Origin of the sequence: Pseudomonas sp. Irchel s3b2 (assembly GCF_900187445.1) — a bacterium.
Lineage (GTDB): Bacteria > Pseudomonadota > Gammaproteobacteria > Pseudomonadales > Pseudomonadaceae > Aquipseudomonas.
This window is the reverse complement of record NZ_FYEB01000015.1, coordinates 112,631-130,396: the sequence shown is the minus strand read 5'-3', so window position 1 is coordinate 130,396 and position 17,766 is coordinate 112,631. Positions and strand designations below refer to the sequence as shown.

At 57.6% G+C, this 17,766-nt stretch carries 16 protein-coding genes and 2 tRNA genes; 17 read left to right on the top strand and 1 reads right to left on the bottom strand.

Annotated features, from left to right (window positions below; translation table 11 throughout):
* The first annotated feature begins 60 nt into the window (after window positions 1–60).
* Genes carB through CKW20_RS24425 form a run of 3 tightly spaced genes read left to right on the top strand, consistent with a single transcriptional unit; the run spans window position 61 to window position 4,188 of the window.
* Window positions 61–3,282 carry a carbamoyl-phosphate synthase large subunit gene (gene carB, locus CKW20_RS24435; RefSeq protein ID WP_038978902.1) on the top strand — a complete coding sequence of 1,074 codons (3,222 nt, stop codon included), beginning with the start codon at window positions 61–63 and terminating at the stop codon, window positions 3,280–3,282.
* Entirely contained in the window at window positions 3,279–3,755 is a 477-nt protein-coding gene (gene greA / locus CKW20_RS24430; protein ID WP_010463507.1) for a transcription elongation factor GreA, read from the top strand. The genes carB and greA overlap by 4 nt, the downstream gene beginning before the upstream one ends.
* A 28-nt stretch (window positions 3,756–3,783) precedes the next feature.
* Window positions 3,784–4,188: an MFS transporter gene (locus CKW20_RS24425; protein ID WP_095055177.1), complete on the top strand. Its 405-nt coding sequence runs from the start codon at window positions 3,784–3,786 to the stop codon at window positions 4,186–4,188.
* A gap of 9 nt (window positions 4,189–4,197) precedes the next feature.
* On the opposite strand, the gene CKW20_RS24420 is transcribed toward CKW20_RS24425, so the two are convergent.
* Window positions 4,198–4,506 (bottom strand): YhbY family RNA-binding protein, encoded by a 309-nt coding sequence (locus CKW20_RS24420; RefSeq protein WP_007900503.1) that lies wholly within the window; start codon window positions 4,504–4,506, stop codon window positions 4,198–4,200.
* Window positions 4,507–4,607: 101 nt separating this feature from the next.
* On the opposite strand from CKW20_RS24420, the gene rlmE reads away from it, so the two are divergent.
* From rlmE to rpsO, 14 genes are all read left to right on the top strand, one after another.
* A complete protein-coding gene (rlmE, locus tag CKW20_RS24415; RefSeq protein WP_007900501.1) occupies window positions 4,608–5,237 on the top strand; it encodes a 23S rRNA (uridine(2552)-2'-O)-methyltransferase RlmE in 630 nt (209 codons plus the stop codon).
* A gap of 201 nt (window positions 5,238–5,438) precedes the next feature.
* The gene (ftsH, locus tag CKW20_RS24410; protein ID WP_095055176.1) at window positions 5,439–7,349 is read left to right on the top strand and encodes an ATP-dependent zinc metalloprotease FtsH; all 1,911 of its coding nucleotides are present in this window, start codon (window positions 5,439–5,441) and stop codon (window positions 7,347–7,349) included.
* An 8-nt stretch (window positions 7,350–7,357) separates the two neighbouring features.
* Window positions 7,358–8,209 (top strand): dihydropteroate synthase, encoded by an 852-nt coding sequence (gene folP, locus CKW20_RS24405; protein ID WP_095055175.1) that lies wholly within the window; start codon window positions 7,358–7,360, stop codon window positions 8,207–8,209.
* Between the two features lie 16 nt (window positions 8,210–8,225).
* Window positions 8,226–9,563 (top strand): phosphoglucosamine mutase, encoded by a 1,338-nt coding sequence (glmM, locus tag CKW20_RS24400; RefSeq protein ID WP_095055174.1) that lies wholly within the window; start codon window positions 8,226–8,228, stop codon window positions 9,561–9,563.
* 66 nt (window positions 9,564–9,629) lie between these two features.
* Entirely contained in the window at window positions 9,630–10,385 is a 756-nt protein-coding gene (tpiA, locus tag CKW20_RS24395; RefSeq protein ID WP_095055173.1) for a triose-phosphate isomerase, read from the top strand.
* A 4-nt stretch (window positions 10,386–10,389) separates the two neighbouring features.
* Window positions 10,390–10,773, top strand: coding sequence for a preprotein translocase subunit SecG (secG, locus tag CKW20_RS24390; protein WP_030128079.1), 384 nt, complete (start codon window positions 10,390–10,392; stop codon window positions 10,771–10,773).
* Window positions 10,774–10,795: 22 nt separating this feature from the next.
* Window positions 10,796–10,881: transfer RNA gene (locus CKW20_RS24385), tRNA-Leu, on the top strand.
* A 96-nt stretch (window positions 10,882–10,977) separates the two neighbouring features.
* Window positions 10,978–11,054 (top strand) — tRNA-Met (locus tag CKW20_RS24380).
* Between the two features lie 138 nt (window positions 11,055–11,192).
* Entirely contained in the window at window positions 11,193–11,651 is a 459-nt protein-coding gene (rimP, locus tag CKW20_RS24375; protein ID WP_010463487.1) for a ribosome maturation factor RimP, read from the top strand.
* 47 nt (window positions 11,652–11,698) lie between these two features.
* Complete coding sequence (nusA, locus tag CKW20_RS24370) at window positions 11,699–13,180, top strand: transcription termination factor NusA (RefSeq protein ID WP_007900474.1); 1,482 nt, start codon at window positions 11,699–11,701, stop codon at window positions 13,178–13,180.
* Between the two features lie 27 nt (window positions 13,181–13,207).
* Complete coding sequence (infB, locus tag CKW20_RS24365) at window positions 13,208–15,733, top strand: translation initiation factor IF-2 (RefSeq protein WP_095055172.1); 2,526 nt, start codon at window positions 13,208–13,210, stop codon at window positions 15,731–15,733.
* Window positions 15,734–15,892: 159 nt separating this feature from the next.
* Window positions 15,893–16,294, top strand: a complete 402-nt coding sequence (gene rbfA, locus CKW20_RS24360) for a 30S ribosome-binding factor RbfA (protein ID WP_030128077.1) — start codon at window positions 15,893–15,895, stop codon at window positions 16,292–16,294.
* A gap of 3 nt (window positions 16,295–16,297) precedes the next feature.
* Window positions 16,298–17,215: a tRNA pseudouridine(55) synthase TruB gene (truB, locus tag CKW20_RS24355; RefSeq protein WP_095055171.1), complete on the top strand. Its 918-nt coding sequence runs from the start codon at window positions 16,298–16,300 to the stop codon at window positions 17,213–17,215.
* 142 nt (window positions 17,216–17,357) lie between these two features.
* Window positions 17,358–17,627: a 30S ribosomal protein S15 gene (gene rpsO, locus CKW20_RS24350; protein WP_003197723.1), complete on the top strand. Its 270-nt coding sequence runs from the start codon at window positions 17,358–17,360 to the stop codon at window positions 17,625–17,627.
* Window positions 17,628–17,766: the final 139 nt, after the last annotated feature.

The window sequence follows — 17,766 nt, the reverse complement described above, 5'->3', positions numbered from 1 at the left end:
AGGCTTCAGAGATTGAACAAGACGGCTTGCCGACTGACCTGCGGATTTGAGTGACAACCCATGCCAAAACGTACAGACATTAAAAGCATCCTGATTCTCGGCGCTGGCCCGATCGTGATCGGCCAGGCCTGCGAATTCGACTACTCCGGCGCCCAGGCCTGTAAAGCCCTGCGCGAGGAGGGTTACCGCGTCATCCTGGTGAACTCCAACCCGGCGACCATCATGACCGACCCGGACATGGCCGACGCCACGTACATCGAGCCGATCAAGTGGCAGACCGTTGCCAAGATCATCGAGAAAGAGCGTCCGGACGCGCTGCTGCCAACCATGGGTGGCCAGACCGCTCTGAACTGTGCACTGGATCTGGAGCGCGAAGGCGTTCTGGAGAAGTTCGGCGTAGAGATGATCGGCGCCAACGCGGACACCATCGACAAGGCTGAAGACCGTTCGCGCTTCGACAAGGCGATGAAATCCATCGGCTTGGACTGCCCGCGTTCGGGTATCGCCCACAGCATGGAAGAAGCCAACGCCGTTCTCGAACGCCTGGGCTTCCCGTGCATCATCCGCCCGTCCTTCACCATGGGCGGCACCGGTGGCGGTATCGCTTACAACCGTGAAGAGTTCGAAGAAATCTGCGCCCGTGGTCTGGATCTGTCGCCGACCAAAGAGCTGCTGATCGACGAATCGCTGATCGGCTGGAAAGAGTATGAGATGGAGGTTGTCCGCGATAAGAAGGACAACTGCATCATCGTCTGCTCCATCGAAAACTTTGACCCTATGGGCGTGCACACCGGTGACTCGATCACCGTTGCTCCGGCACAAACCCTGACGGACAAGGAATACCAGATCATGCGTAACGCCTCGTTGGCGGTACTGCGTGAGATCGGCGTGGAAACCGGCGGCTCCAACGTTCAGTTTGGCATCTGCCCGGACACTGGTCGTATGGTCGTGATCGAGATGAACCCGCGTGTATCCCGCTCTTCGGCACTGGCCTCGAAAGCCACTGGTTTCCCGATTGCGCGTATCGCTGCCAAGCTGGCGATCGGCTACACCCTGGACGAGCTGCAGAACGAAATCACCGGCGGCGCTACTCCTGCATCCTTCGAGCCGTCCATCGACTACGTCGTGACCAAGCTGCCACGCTTCGCCTTCGAGAAATTCCCGAAAGCCGACGCGCGCCTGACCACTCAAATGAAGTCGGTCGGTGAAGTCATGGCCATCGGCCGGACCTTCCAGGAATCCCTGCAGAAAGCCCTGCGCGGTCTGGAAGTGGGCGTTTGCGGCCTGGACGAGAAGCTCGACCTGAGCAACCCGGAAAGCATGAGCATCCTCAAGCGCGAACTGACCGTGCCGGGCGCCGAGCGTATCTGGTACGTCGCTGACGCGTTCCGCGCCGGCCTGTCGGTCGAAGATATTTTCGGCATGAACATGATCGACCCGTGGTTCCTGGTGCAGATCGAAGATCTGATCAAGGAAGAAGAGAAGGTCAAGACCCTGGGGCTGGCCAGCATCGACCACGACTTGATGTTCCGCCTCAAGCGCAAAGGTTTCTCCGACATGCGTCTGGCCAAGCTGCTGGGCGTGACCGAGAAGGCTCTGCGTCGCCACCGTCACAAGCTGGAAATCTTCCCGGTCTACAAGCGCGTTGACACCTGCGCGGCCGAGTTCGCCACCGACACCGCTTACCTCTACTCGACGTACGAGGAAGAGTGCGAAGCCGCGCCGTCGGGCCGCGACAAGATCATGATCCTCGGCGGCGGTCCAAACCGTATCGGCCAGGGCATCGAGTTCGACTATTGCTGCGTACACGCGGCACTGGCCCTGCGCGAAGACGGTTACGAGACCATCATGGTCAACTGCAACCCGGAAACCGTTTCCACCGACTACGACACCTCCGATCGCCTGTACTTCGAACCAGTGACCCTGGAAGACGTACTGGAAATCGTCCGTGTCGAGAAGCCGAAAGGCGTGATCGTTCAGTATGGCGGTCAGACTCCGCTGAAATTGGCGCGTGCCCTGGAAGAAGCCGGCGTGCCGATCATCGGCACCAGCCCTGACGCCATCGACCGTGCCGAAGACCGTGAGCGCTTCCAGCAAATGGTTGAGCGTCTGAACCTGCGTCAGCCGCCAAACGCCACCGTGCGCAGCGAAGACGAAGCGATTCGTGCCGCCGCTAAGATCGGTTACCCGCTGGTGGTTCGTCCGTCCTACGTACTGGGCGGTCGCGCGATGGAAATCGTCTACGAAGAAGAAGAACTCAAGCGCTACCTGCGTGATGCGGTGAAAGTGTCCAACGACAGCCCGGTGCTGCTGGACCACTTCCTCAATTGCGCGATCGAAATGGACGTGGATGCGGTCTGCGACGGCACCGACGTGGTGATCGGCGCGATTATGCAGCACATCGAGCAGGCCGGTGTTCACTCCGGTGACTCCGCATGCTCCCTGCCGCCGTACTCGCTGCCTGCTCACATCCAGGACGAAATGCGCGAACAGGTCAAGAAAATGGCCCTGGAACTGGGCGTTGTCGGCCTGATGAACGTTCAGTTGGCGCTGCAAGGCGAAGACATCTACGTCATCGAAGTCAACCCGCGCGCTTCCCGTACAGTTCCGTTCGTGTCCAAGTGCATCGGTGTTTCCCTGGCAATGATCGCGGCTCGCGTGATGGCCGGTAAAACCCTGAAGGAAATCGGCTTCACCAAAGAAATCATTCCGAACTTCTACAGCGTGAAAGAGGCGGTGTTCCCATTCGCCAAATTCCCTGGCGTGGACCCGATCCTGGGCCCAGAGATGAAGTCCACCGGTGAAGTGATGGGCGTGGGCGACACCTTCGGCGAAGCCTTTGCCAAAGCCCAGATGGGTGCCAGCGAAGTGCTGCCGACTGGCGGTACCGCGTTCATCAGTGTGCGTGACGATGACAAGCCACTGGTTGCAGGCGTGGCCCGTGATCTGATCAACTTGGGCTTCGAAGTAGTCGCCACTGCCGGTACTGCCAAGCTGATCGAAGCCGCGGGCCTGAAAGTGCGTCGTGTGAACAAGGTGACCGAGGGTCGTCCGCACGTGGTCGACATGATCAAGAATGACGAAGTCACCCTGATCATCAACACCACCGAAGGTCGCCAGTCGATCGCCGATTCCTACTCCATTCGTCGTAATGCCTTGCAGCACAAGATCTACTGCACCACTACCATTGCTGCTGGCGAAGCTATCTGCGAAGCGCTGAAGTTCGGTCCCGAGAAGACCGTGCGCCGCTTGCAGGATCTACACGCAGGATTGAAGGCATGATCAAATACCCAATGACCGTCCAGGGCGCGAAAGCCCTGGAAGAAGAGCATGCTCATCTGACCAAGGTCGTCCGTCCGAAGCTCAGCCAGGACATCGGTACGGCCCGCGAGTTGGGTGACTTGAAGGAAAACGCCGAATACCACGCTGCTCGCGAGCAGCAGGGTATGGTCGAGGCGCGGATTCGTGACATCGAAGGCCGGATTCAGAATCAGGTCATCATCGATGTCACGACCATTCCTCACACCGGCAAAGTGATTTTCGGCACCACCGTTGAAATCGCCAATGTCGAGACTGATGAAAGCGTCACTTACCACATCGTGGGTGAGGATGAGGCTGACTTCAAACTCGGCAAGATTTCGGTGGGTTCGCCACTGGCCCGCGCCTTGATTGCCAAGGAAGAGGGTGATGTGGTCGCCGTGAAAACGCCAGGTGGCGTTATCGAGTATGAGATTGTCGAAGTTCGCCACATCTGAAAGAAGGCGCCCGCTACGTGCGGGCGCCATGCTTTGGCAACTGACCCAAATGTTGTGGGTTGGCGGCCTGTGGCTGTTGCACATCGGTCTGCTGCCGGTGCTGGGGCGAATAGGCCTGGCACCGCTGCTGATCGACGAAATTGCAGGCATGCTGAATACGCTGATGGTGGGATTTGCCACGGCGTGTGTGATTTTGCAGGCTTTGGTGCTGGTTCAGGCCGAGGGCCTTGCCAGTCTATGGCGCGATATTCGCGGGCAACTGCTGATGATGGCGCTGTATGGGGGCGCGATGTATTTCGCGGTCCACGTCGGCTGGCCGCAGGCGGCGCATTGGCAGCTGTTCAGCTATCTTGTTCTGGGGTTTTCCGGGCTGGTACTGGTGATGCAGCCGGTGCCGGGATGGAGTGTCAGGGTGCGCGAAGCACACCCTTGACCCTTGTCATCACTTGAAGCGATGGACGTTCGACAGCTGCTTGTTGACGCTGAAATTCTTGCGGTAAATCAGTGCCATCTTGCCGATGACCTGAACCAGATCGGCTTTCCCGGCCTTGCAGAGCTCTGCAATGGCTGCCAGGCGCGATTCGCGATCGAGGATGTTGAGCTTGATTTTGATCAGCTCGTGATCCGCCAAAGCGCGTTCAAGTTCGGCTAACACACCTTCAGTCAAACCGTTGTCAGCCACAATCAAAACTGGTTTCAGATGGTGGCCAATGGATTTGTACTGTTTCTTCTGCTCTTGAGTGAGCGGCATAATCTGACCCTTTAGTCTGGATTCTGTAAAATGGCGGCCATTTTACCCGAGGGTTCGTGGATCCGCCCAATTAATCACGACCCTTATCATCGAGGTGCCCAATGGCGCGTTCCAAGACAAGCCTTGGTTGGCTGAAAAGACATGTCAATGATCCCTATGTGAAGCAGGCGCAGAAGGATGGTTACCGCTCGCGTGCGAGTTACAAGCTTCTGGAGGTCCAGGAGAAATACAAGCTGATCCGCCCGGGTATGAGCGTTGTCGACCTGGGTGCGGCGCCCGGCGGCTGGTCGCAGGTCACTAGTCGGCTGATCGGTGGTCAGGGGCGTCTGATCGCCTCGGACATCCTGGAAATGGACAGCATTCCGGACGTGACTTTCATCCAGGGTGACTTCACCCAGGACGAAGTGCTCGCTCAGATCCTTGAAGCAGTGGGTAATTCGCAGGTGGACCTTGTGATTTCCGATATGGCCCCCAATATGAGTGGTACGCCTGAGGTGGACATGCCAAAAGCCATGTTTCTATGTGAGCTGGCTCTTGATCTGGCGGCTCGGATACTCAAGCCGGGTGGTAATTTCGTGATCAAGGTGTTTCAGGGCGAAGGGTTTGATGCTTACGTGAAGGACGCTCGTCAGAAATTCGACAAGGTCCAGATGATCAAGCCGGACTCTTCCCGTGGCAGTTCCCGCGAGCAATACATGCTGGCTTGGGGCTACCGCGGCCGTAGTGAGTAAATCGAGGTTTTTTTGCGGGGCGATAGGTTTTTCGTATTTCGTCCCGTGAGCTTTAGCGAATATTGTGTAGAAAGTGTTTCACAAAGGGTTACAGACGGCGCCTGCCAGAGCCGTAGGTAATGTAGTAAGTTAGGCCGGTGAATATCATGCGAAGCACGCGCCATCAGCGAGCTTGCTTCAGAGGGTAGTTAATTGAACGATATGGCAAAGAATCTGATCCTGTGGTTGATCATCGCGGCTGTCCTGGTGACGGTGATGAACAACTTCTCCAGCCCTAACGAGCCGCAGACCCTCAACTATTCCGACTTCATCCAGCAGGTCAAGGATGGCAAGGTCGAGCGCGTAGCGGTTGATGGCTACGTGATTACCGGCAAGCGCAACGATGGTGATAGCTTCAAGACCATTCGTCCGGCAATTCAGGACAATGGCCTGATCGGCGACCTCGTGGATAACCACGTCGTAGTCGAAGGCAAGCAGCCTGAGCAGCAAAGCATCTGGACTCAACTCCTGGTCGCAAGCTTCCCGATCCTCGTAATCATCGCCGTCTTCATGTTCTTCATGCGGCAGATGCAGGGTGGTGCCGGTGGCAAAGGCGGGCCGATGAGTTTCGGCAAGAGCAAGGCACGCCTGCTCTCTGAAGATCAGGTGAAAACCACTTTGGCTGACGTTGCCGGTTGCGACGAAGCCAAGGAAGAAGTTGGCGAGTTGGTTGAATTCCTGCGTGATCCGGGCAAGTTTCAGCGTTTGGGCGGTCGCATTCCTCGTGGCGTGCTGATGGTCGGCCCTCCTGGTACAGGTAAAACCTTGATCGCCAAGGCGATTGCCGGCGAAGCCAAAGTGCCGTTCTTCACCATTTCCGGTTCCGATTTCGTCGAAATGTTCGTCGGTGTCGGTGCCAGTCGTGTTCGTGACATGTTTGAGCAGGCGAAGAAACACGCGCCATGCATTATCTTCATCGATGAAATCGACGCCGTCGGTCGCCACCGTGGCGCTGGCATGGGTGGCGGTCATGACGAGCGCGAACAGACACTCAACCAGTTGCTGGTAGAGATGGACGGCTTCGAAATGAATGACGGCATCATCGTCATCGCAGCGACCAACCGTCCCGACGTGCTGGACCCTGCATTGCTGCGCCCGGGCCGTTTCGACCGTCAGGTCGTGGTCGGTCTGCCGGATATCCGTGGTCGCGAGCAGATTCTCAAAGTCCATATGCGCAAAGTGCCAATGGGTGACGACGTCGCTCCGGCCGTGATCGCACGTGGTACTCCTGGTTTCTCCGGTGCCGACTTGGCCAACCTGGTGAACGAGGCGTCGTTGTTTGCAGCCCGTGCCGGCAAGCGCATCGTCGAGATGAAAGAGTTCGAACTGGCCAAGGACAAGATCATGATGGGTGCCGAGCGCAAATCCATGGTCATGTCCGAGAAAGAGAAGCAGAACACCGCTTATCACGAAGCTGGCCACGCTATCGTCGGCCGCGTCGTGCCTGAGCATGACCCGGTCTACAAAGTGTCGATCATCCCGCGCGGTCGTGCGCTCGGTGTGACCATGTTCCTGCCGGAAGAAGATCGCTACAGCCTGTCCAAGCGTGCGCTGATCAGCCAGATCTGCTCGCTGTACGGTGGTCGTATCGCTGAAGAGATGACCCTGGGCTTCGACGGTGTCACCACCGGTGCATCCAACGACATCATGCGTGCCAGCCAGATTGCACGAAACATGGTGACCAAGTGGGGCTTGTCGGAAAAACTCGGTCCGTTGATGTACGCCGAAGAAGAGGGCGAAGTGTTCCTTGGTCGTGGCGGCGGTGGTCAGCATGCCAGCTTCTCCGGCGAGACAGCCAAGCTGATCGATTCCGAAGTGCGCAGCATCATTGACCAGTGCTACGGCACGGCCAAACAGATCCTCACGGATAACCGCGACAAGCTTGACGCCATGGCGGATGCCTTGATGAAGTACGAGACAATCGATGCTGATCAGATCGATGACATCATGGCAGGACGTGCGCCTCGCGAACCTCGCGACTGGTCTGGTGGAAGTGATGCTTCCGGCACGCCTCCGGCGGTGCAGGATGGGCGTCCGGAAACACCAATCGGTGGCCCGGCTGCTGACGTATAAGGTTTGAAATGACTTCTGTTCAGTCCTCGACCCGGTTGCCTTGCGGCAACCGGGTTCTTGATTTGGCCCAGACGCATGTCATGGGCATTCTCAATGTCACTCCCGACTCCTTTTCCGATGGCGGCCAATTCAGCCAGCTGGATGCGGCGCTGCGCCACGCCGAGGCGATGGTGGCGGCTGGCGCGACGCTGATCGACGTTGGTGGCGAATCGACCCGGCCCGGTGCCAGGGCGGTTTCGCCGCTTGAAGAGCTCGAGCGTGTAGCGCCTATCGTTGAGCGTATCAGTCGTGAACTCGATGTGATTATCTCGGTCGATACCTCCACGCCGGCGGTCATGCGTGAAACCGCAAGGCTGGGGGCGGGTTTGATCAATGATGTGCGTTCGTTGCGTCGAGATGGCGCCCTGGATGCGGCGGCGGCCACCGGTTTGCCGGTGTGTCTGATGCATATGCTCGGTGAGCCGGGTGACATGCAGGACAATCCGCAGTACCAGGATGTAACGAAAGAGGTCGGCGAGTTTCTCGCTGAGCGCATGGTTCAATGCGCGTCGGTGGGCATTCCCGCTGAGCGGATCATTCTCGATCCCGGCTTCGGCTTCGCGAAAACCTTGCAGCACAACCTGAGCTTGTTTAAGCATATGGAAGCCTTGCATGCCTTGGGGCGGCCCCTGTTGGTCGGGGTTTCGCGAAAGAGCATGATCGGGCAGGCCTTGAATCGGCCGGTGGGAGAGCGCCTGCATGGTGGTTTGGCGCTCGCGGCACTGGCTTCGGTCAAGGGGGCGCGTATATTGCGCGTCCATGATGTGGCTGAAACGGTCGACGTAGTGCGAATGATTGCCGCAGTAGAATCAGCCGAATAAGAATGATGGAGTACTTATGAGTAAAAAATACTTTGGCACCGACGGCATTCGTGGTCGGGTCGGTCAATACCCGATAACTCCTGATTTCATGCTCAAGCTTGGCTGGGCGGCAGGCATGGCATTTCGCAGCATGGGTGCCTGCAAGGTGCTCGTGGGCAAGGACACCCGGATCTCCGGTTATATGTTCGAGTCGGCGCTTGAGGCCGGGCTGACCTCGGCAGGTGCTGATGTGATGCTCTTGGGGCCGATGCCGACGCCGGCCATCGCCTATCTGACGCGTACCTTTCATGCCGAAGCCGGCATCGTGATCAGCGCTTCGCACAACCCTCATGACGACAACGGCATCAAATTTTTCTCCGGGAAGGGCACCAAGCTTCCGGATGAAGTCGAGTTGATGATTGAAGAGTTGCTCGACACCCCGATGACCGTGGTTGAATCGAGCAAGATCGGCAAGGTGTCGCGAATCAACGATGCCTCGGGCCGTTATATCGAATTCTGCAAGAGTAGCGTTCCGACCGGCACCAGTTTCGCTGGGCTGAAGATCGTGATCGACTGTGCCCACGGTGCGACCTATAAAGTGGCGCCTAGTGTGTTCCGTGAGCTGGGGGCCGATGTCGTTGTGCTTTCTGCTCATCCCAATGGCCTGAACATCAATGAGAATTGCGGTTCGACCCATATGGAGCCGCTGCAAGCCGCCGTATTGGCCGAGCAGGCCGATTTGGGTATCGCCTTTGACGGTGATGGTGATCGGGTCCAGATGGTTGATCACACTGGCGCTGTTGTCGACGGCGACGAGTTGTTGTTCATCATTGCTCGCGATCTGCAAGAGCGCGGCAAGTTGCAGGGCGGTGTGGTCGGTACGCTGATGAGTAACCTGGGGCTGGAATTGGCCTTGGCGGATCTGGCGATTCCTTTTGTGCGAGCTAACGTTGGCGACCGTTACGTGATCTCCGAGTTGCTGGCGCGCGATTGGCAGGTGGGTGGGGAAAACTCGGGGCACATTGTCTGCTTCAGTCACACCACCACTGGTGATGCGATCATTGCTGCGCTGCAGGTGTTGATGGCTCTGAAGAGGCGCACAGAAGGCCTGGCTCAGTCCCGTCAGGCGCTGCGCAAGTGCCCTCAGGTGTTGATCAATGTCCGGTTTGGCGGTGGTGCGAATCCACTCGAACATCCGACCGTCAAGGAGGCCAGCGACCGTGTTACTCAGGCGATGGCTGGTCGTGGGCGCGTGTTGTTGCGCAAGTCCGGGACAGAGCCATTGGTGCGGGTCATGGTCGAGGGCGAGGACGAAACACAGGTTCGCGGTTACGCCGAAGAGCTGGCAAAACTGGTAACTGAAGTTTCTGTCTGATTTCGGCTTGCCAGCCATGATTGTGTTGGGTAACATCTGCGCCCACTTTGACCGACGAGGTACAGCATGCGTCGCCCTATGGTAGCTGGTAACTGGAAGATGCACGGTACCCGCGCCAGCGTCGCTGAGCTGATCAATGGCCTTAGTCATCTGGCCTTGCCGAGCGGTGTTGATGTCGCGGTATTCCCGCCTTGCTTGCATATCAATCAAGTGATTGATGGCTTGAAAGGCAAGTCGATTTCGGTCGGCGCGCAGAATTCTGCAGTGGAATCCATGCAAGGTGCACTGACTGGTGAAATTGCGCCGAGTCAGTTGGTGGATGCAGGTTGTTCCCTGGTGCTTGTCGGGCACTCCGAGCGCCGCCAGATAATGGGCGAGCAGGACGGAATGCTGATTCGCAAGTTCGCAGCGGCGCAGGCATGTGGCTTGATTCCGGTGTTGTGCGTAGGGGAGACCCTCGAAGAGCGCGAAGCTGGAAAAACTCTTGAGGTTGTCGGGCGTCAGCTTGGCAGTATCATTGAGGAGCTGGGTGTAGGTGTCTTTGCAAGGGCAGTAATCGCTTACGAGCCGGTCTGGGCCATTGGCACTGGGCTGACTGCTTCGCCGCAACAAGCGCAGGATGTGCATGCAGCCATTCGCGCTCAGTTGGCGGCAGAGAATTCTGAAGTCGCGCAAGGTGTGCGGCTTCTATACGGCGGCAGCGTGAAGGCGGCCAATGCGGTCGAACTGTTCGGCATGCCGGATATCGATGGGGGGCTCATTGGTGGAGCTTCCCTGAATGCAGATGAGTTCGGTGCGATTTGTCGCGCCGCGGGAAACTGAAAAAATGCTGGAAACAGTCGTAGTCGTTTTTCATCTGCTGGGTGCATTGGGCGTAGTTGCTCTGGTTTTGCTGCAGCAGGGTAAAGGTGCGGATGCTGGCGCGTCTTTCGGAGCAGGTGCTTCAAATACTGTGTTCGGAAGCCAAGGTTCCTCTACCTTTCTTAGTAAGTTTACTGCTATACTTGCCGCCGGTTTCTTCATAACCAGCTTGGGGTTAGGTTACTTTGCTAAAGAGAAGGCTCATGAGCTGACTCAAGTAGGTTTGCCAAATCCAGCAGTGTTGGAAGTTCCAAAGCAACAACCGGCTTCTGATGATGTCCCGGTGCTTCAAGAGCAAAAGTCGGCTACTCCAGCGACTGACGTGCCTCCAGCTCAAGAGCAGAAGTAAGAAGGGTTTCAAACGTAGTATTGCCGAGGTGGTGGAATTGGTAGACACGCAACCTTGAGGTGGTTGTGCCCATAGGGTGTAGGGGTTCGAGTCCCCTTCTCGGTACCAATTATCAGGAGAGCCCGCTGTTGCGGGCTTTCTTGTAGGTGGAAGGTTACATTGACCCTGTCAGGGATCGGTCGTATACTTCCGCCCCAGCTTTGTCGCGGGGTGGAGCAGTCTGGTAGCTCGTCGGGCTCATAACCCGAAGGTCGTCGGTTCAAATCCGGCCCCCGCAACCAGTTTAAGGAGCCCCTTTTCAGGGGCTTTTTGTTAGCTGGACACTTTCAACGCCGCTGTTCAACGGCGTTTCAAGGATGGGCGTTTCGCCCATTTTTTTATTTTGCACAGCATGCACATACATGCACGAGGGGGTTCAGGTGTCGAGCAAGCTAGAAGAGTTGCAGGCCTTGCTGGCCCCGGTGGTCGTGGCCCTAGGCTATGAATGCTGGGGTATTGAGTTTTCGGCCCAAGGTCGCCACTCGATGTTGCGCGTTTATATTGATAAAGAGGGCGGCGTGCTGGTGGACGATTGTGCCATCGTCAGCCGTCAGATCAGCGGTGTACTGGATGTTGAAGATCCGATCGCCGTTGAATACACCCTTGAAGTTTCCTCGCCTGGCATGGAACGCCCACTGTTCACTATTGAGCAGTTTGCAAAATTTGCCGGTGAACAAGTGAAGATCAAGCTGCGCTCGCCTTTCGAAGGTCGACGCAACTTTCAGGGCCTTCTGCGCGGTGTAGAAGAGCAGGACGTCGTGGTGCAGGTTGAAGATCACGAGTTCCTGTTGCCGATCGATATGATCGACAAGGCCAACATTATTCCCAGTTTTGACTGAGACGCGGATCCCGCGGATCCAATGGCTTGCGAAAGGCGAGGCGTACGATGAGCAAAGAAGTACTGCTGGTTGTTGAGTCGGTATCCAATGAAAAGGGCGTACCGGCAAACGTAATTTTTGAAGCGCTGGAGCTGGCCCTGGCCACTGCTACCAAAAAGCGTTTCGAGGACGAAGTCGATCTGCGTGTGGAAATCAATCGCCACACCGGTGCTTACGAGACATTCCGTCGCTGGACGGTCGTCGAAGAAGCAGACCTGGACGATCCGGCCATCGAAACCTGGCCGAGCAAGGTTGCAGAAACGCATCCTGGTGCCAAGGTCGGCGATGTTGTCGAAGAAAAGATCGAATCCATCGAGTTCGGCCGCATTGCTGCACAGACTGCCAAGCAGGTCATCGTGCAGAAAGTTCGCGAAGCCGAGCGTGCTCAAGTCGTTGACGCCTACCGTGAGCGCCTGGGGGAAATCATCTCCGGCACCGTGAAGAAAGTCACCCGCGACAACGTGATCGTCGACCTGGGCAATAACGCTGAAGCGTTGCTGGCCCGTGAAGACATCATTTCTCGCGAAACCTTCCGGGTTGGCGTGCGTCTGCGTGCGCTGCTCAAGGAAATTCGCACCGAGAACCGCGGCCCTCAGCTGATCCTGTCGCGTACCGCGCCGGAAATGCTGATCGAGTTGTTCCGCATCGAAGTGCCGGAAATCGCTGAAGGCCTGATCGAAGTAATGGCTGCGTCCCGCGACCCGGGTTCGCGCGCCAAGATCGCGGTCCGCTCCAAGGATAAACGCATTGACCCACAAGGCGCTTGCATCGGTATGCGCGGTTCGCGCGTCCAGGCAGTGTCCGGCGAGTTGGGCGGTGAGCGTGTGGACATCGTCCTGTGGGACGATAACCCGGCGCAGTTCGTGATCAATGCAATGTCGCCGGCTGAAGTGGCGGCAATTATCGTTGACGAAGATGCCCATGCAATGGACATCGCCGTTGGCGCAGACAATCTGGCTCAGGCCATCGGTCGCGGTGGTCAGAACGTGCGTCTGGCTAGCCAGTTGACTGGCTGGACCCTGAACGTGATGACCGAATCGGACATCCAGGCTAAGCAGCAAGCAGAAACCGGCGACATCCTGCGCAACTTCATCGACGAGCTGGAAGTCGACGAAGACCTGGCACAGGTGCTGGTAGATGAAGGCTTCACCAGCCTGGAAGAGATTGCCTACGTACCGTTGGAAGAAATGCTCAACATAGACGGCTTTGACGAAGAAACCGTCAACGAGCTTCGCGCTCGCGCCAAGGATCGTTTGTTGACTAAAGCCATCGCTACTGAGGAAAAGCTGGCAGACGCCCATCCGGCCGAAGACCTGCTCTCGCTTGAGGGTATGGACAAGGATTTGGCGATGGAACTGGCGGTGCGCGGCGTAATTACCCGCGAAGACCTGGCCGAGCAGTCTATTGACGACCTGCTCGACATCGACGGCATTGACGATGATCGTGCCGGCAAGTTGATCATGGCCGCCCGAGCCCATTGGTTCGAGTAATTAGGCGCGGCCTGAGGAGAGAAGTGCATGACGCAAGTCACGGTGAAACAACTGGCCGATGAGGTCAAAACACCGGTAGAGCGCCTGTTGCAGCAGATGCGTGAGGCAGGTCTGCCGCACACCGCCGCCGATGAAGGTGTGAGCGATAGTGAGAAGCAGTCTTTGCTGACTCACTTGAAGAGCAGCCACAAGGCGAAAGTGGAAGAACCGCGCAAGATTACATTGCAGCGCAAAACCACCAGCACCCTGCGTGTTGCTGGTAGCAAGAGCATCAGCGTTGAAGTACGCAAGAAGAAAGTCTTCGTACAGCGCAGCCCGGAAGAAATCGAAGCCGAGCGCAAACGCGAACTGGATGAACGTCGCGCAGTAGAAAATGCTGCACGTCAGAAGGCTGAAGAAGAAGCCAAGCGTCGCGCCGAAGAAGAAGCGCGTCGTCAGCCTGCTGCTGCGCAAACCGCTACCAACGACGCCGTTGCAGCGCCTGTTGCAGTTGCCGAACCAGTGCGTGAAAGCGCGCCGGTTGTTGCAGCTGCACCAGCACCTGCGGCCGACACTCGCAAACGCGACGAGCAGCGTCGTCCGGACAAACCACGTGCCGACGATAGCAATCGTCGTGGCAGTGGCGATGGCGAGCGCAAAAACGCTCCGCATCGTGCTTCGGTCAAGGAAAAAGCGCCTGCTCCACGTGTTGCGCCACGTACTACCGACGAAGAAAGCGATGGTTTCCGTCGTGGTGGTCGCGGCAAGGCCAAGCTGAAGAAACGCAACGCCCACGGTTTCCAGAGCCCAACCGGCCCTGTTGTGCGCGAAGTGAAGATCGGCGAGACCATCACTGTTGGCGATCTCGCCCAGCAGATGTCGGTCAAGGCTGCTGAAATCATCAAGTTCATGTTCAAACTGGGTACTCCAGCGACCATCAACCAGGTACTGGATCAGGAAACTGCCCAACTGGTTGCCGAAGAGCTGGGCCACAAAGTGACCCTGGTCAGCGACACCGCCCTGGAAGATTCCCTGGCCGAGTCTCTGAAGTTTGAAGGTGAAGCGTTCTCCCGTGCACCGGTTGTGACCGTAATGGGCCACGTTGACCACGGTAAGACTTCGCTGCTCGACTACATCCGTCGTGCCAAGGTAGCTGCTGGCGAAGCCGGCGGTATCACCCAGCACATCGGTGCGTACCACGTCGAAACCGAACGCGGCATGGTCACCTTCCTCGACACCCCTGGTCACGCTGCGTTTACCGCCATGCGTGCCCGTGGTGCCAAGGCGACCGACATCGTGATCCTGGTGGTTGCAGCAGACGACGGTGTAATGCCGCAGACCGTTGAAGCCGTTCAGCACGCCAAGGCTGCTGGTGTTCCGCTGGTTGTTGCAGTGAACAAAATCGACAAGCCGGGCGCCGATCTCGATCGCATCCGTAGCGAACTGTCGGTTCACGGCGTGACTTCGGAAGAGTGGGGCGGCGACACCCCGTTCGTATCGGTTTCGGCGAAAGTCGGTACTGGCGTGGACGAGTTGCTCGAAGCTGTTCTGCTGCAAGCTGAAGTTCTCGAACTGAAAGCGACCCCTTCGGCTCCTGGCCGTGGCGTCGTGGTTGAATCGCGTCTCGACAAAGGTCGTGGCCCGGTTGCAACCGTTCTGGTTCAAGACGGTACCCTGCGCCAAGGCGACATGGTGCTGGTCGGTTCGAACTATGGCCGCGTTCGCGCCATGCTCGACGAGAACGGCAAGCCAATCAAGGAAGCCGGTCCTTCCATCCCTGTCGAGATTCTCGGCCTGGACGGTACCCCGGACGCTGGCGACGAGATGAGCGTTGTTGCCGACGAGAAGAAAGCCCGTGAAGTAGCTCTGTTCCGTCAAGGCAAGTTCCGCGAAGTCAAACTGGCCCGTGCTCACGCCGGCAAGCTTGAAAACATCTTCGAGAACATGGGTCAGGAAGAGAAGAAGACGCTCAACATCGTCCTCAAATCCGACGTCCGTGGTTCGCTGGAAGCGTTGAACGGTGCCTTGAACGGCCTGGGTAACGACGAAGTGCAAGTGCGTGTTGTCGGTGGCGGTGTCGGTGGTATCACCGAATCCGATGCCAACCTGGCACTGGCCTCCAACGCTGTACTGTTCGGCTTCAACGTGCGTGCCGATGCCGGCGCTCGCAAGATCGTCGAGCAGGAAGGTCTGGATATGCGTTACTACAACGTGATCTACGACATCATCGAAGACGTCAAGAAAGCCCTCACTGGTATGCTCGGCAGCGATGTTCGCGAGAACATCCTGGGCATCGCCGAAGTGCGTGATGTGTTCCGCTCGCCGAAGTTTGGCGCGATTGCGGGTTGCATGGTGCTCGAGGGTACGGTTCACCGTAACCGTCCAATCCGTGTACTGCGTGAAGACATCGTTATCTTCGAAGGCGAGCTGGAATCCCTGCGCCGCTTCAAGGATGACGCTTCTGAAGTACGTGCCGGCATGGAATGCGGTATCGGCGTGAAGAGCTACAACGACGTCAAAGTCGGCGACAAGATCGAAGTCTTCGAGAAGGTGCAGGTTGCTCGCAGCCTCTAACTCGCGCACTTCAAGGGCCACGATGAGCCGCTGCATGCAGATGCGCGGCGCAACGTCCGGACTCTAAACGCAACGCCCGGTCTGGCTTTTGTCAGGCCGGGCGTTTGCCGCTTTCAGACCCCTCGGGTTTCACCGTGGGGCAGTAACAGGTAACAAGACATGGCAAAAGAATACAGCCGTACCCAACGTATCGGCGATCAGATGCAGCGTGAGCTGGCACAGCTGATCCGTCGTGAAGTCAAAGATCCGCGCGTCGGTCTGGTCACCATTACCGCTGTTGAAGTCAGCCGTGACGTCGGTCACGCCAAGATCTTCATCACCGTTATGGGGCAGGACAGCGCTGAAGATATCGCGCAAAGCATCAAGGTGCTCAACTCCGCCGCCGGTTTCCTGCGTATGCAGTTGGCTCGCGAAATGAAGTTGCGCAGCGTTCCGCAGTTGCACTTCCATTACGATGAAAGCGTCGTGCGTGGCGCGCACCTGTCGGCCCTGATCGAGCGTGCGGTGGCTGAAGACAATCAGCACCCGGTAGCGGCTGAACCCGAAGACGCCAAGGAGTAATCGGTGGCTCAGGTCAAACGTATCCGTCGTAACGTCAGCGGCATCATCCTGCTCGACAAGCCGTTGGGGTTCACCTCCAACGCGGCGTTGCAGAAGGTCCGCTGGTTGCTCAATGCCGAGAAGGCCGGGCACACCGGCAGTCTCGATCCGCTGGCCACTGGCGTGCTGCCGTTGTGCTTCGGCGAAGCCACCAAGTTCTCGCAATACCTGCTCGATTCCGACAAGGCTTATGAAACCCTGGCGCAACTGGGCAAGACCACCACCACGGCCGATGCCGAAGGTGAAGTTTTGCTGGAGCGTCCGGTGACCGTTGGTCGCGCCGATATCGAAGCTGTGCTGCCGAAATTTCGTGGGCAAATCAGTCAGATACCGCCGATGTACTCGGCGCTCAAGCGTGATGGGCAGCCGCTGTACAAGCTGGCCCGTGCAGGCGAAGTAGTGGAGCGCGAACCGCGTTCTGTTACTATTGCGCGCTTGGAATTACTGGCCTTTGAGGGTGATACTGCGCGGCTTGCGGTGGATTGCAGCAAAGGCACCTATATCCGTACCCTGGTGGAGGATATCGGTGAGCAACTCGGTTGTGGCGCTTACGTGGCTGAATTGCGACGTACCCAGGCCGGGCCTTTCACGCTTGCACAGACCGTCACTCTGGAAGAGCTTGAAGCGGTACATGCCGAAGGCGGCAACGAAGCGGTCGACCGCTTCCTGATGCCATCGGACAGCGGCCTGCTGGACTGGCCACTGTTGCAGTTCTCGGAGCACAGCGCGTTCTACTGGCTTAACGGCCAACCGGTACGCGCCCCGGATGCACCGAAGTTCGGCATGGTACGGGTACAGGATCACAACGGTCGCTTCATCGGTATCGGTGAAGTGAGCGAAGACGGGCGCATCGCGCCGCGTCGACTGATTCGGTCAGAATGACCGGAACCGGCCTGTGTAACAGCAGGCCGGCGAGTGTGGCTGTTAACAGGCACGGTCACTACTCATTTATAGATACAGGGATTTGTCCCTGGCCTGTTGAAGCTGTTTCTTTGAAACAGTTTCCTGATAAAAGGATTGCCTCATGGCTCTCGACGTTCAAGAAAAAGCTCAAATCGTAGCTGACTACCAGCAAGCTGTTGGTGACACTGGTTCGCCAGAAGTGCAAGTTGCACTGCTGACCCACAACATCAACAAACTGCAAGGTCACTTCAAGGCCAACGGTAAAGATCACCACTCCCGTCGTGGTCTGATCCGCATGGTAAACCAGCGTCGTAAGCTGCTGGACTACCTGAAAGGCAAGGACGTGAGCCGTTACAGCGCTCTGATCGCTCGCCTGGGTCTGCGTCGCTAATAAGCGATTGCGCTAGAGGTTGGTTGTCTGTCGTGCGTCAGTGGGTTTCCCGCTGGCGCATGGCAGGCTCCCAGCCTCAAGTTTTATCTGGATATACGTTTTACTCTGGACAGGCGTTGGGCCGATTCCCGACATTGCC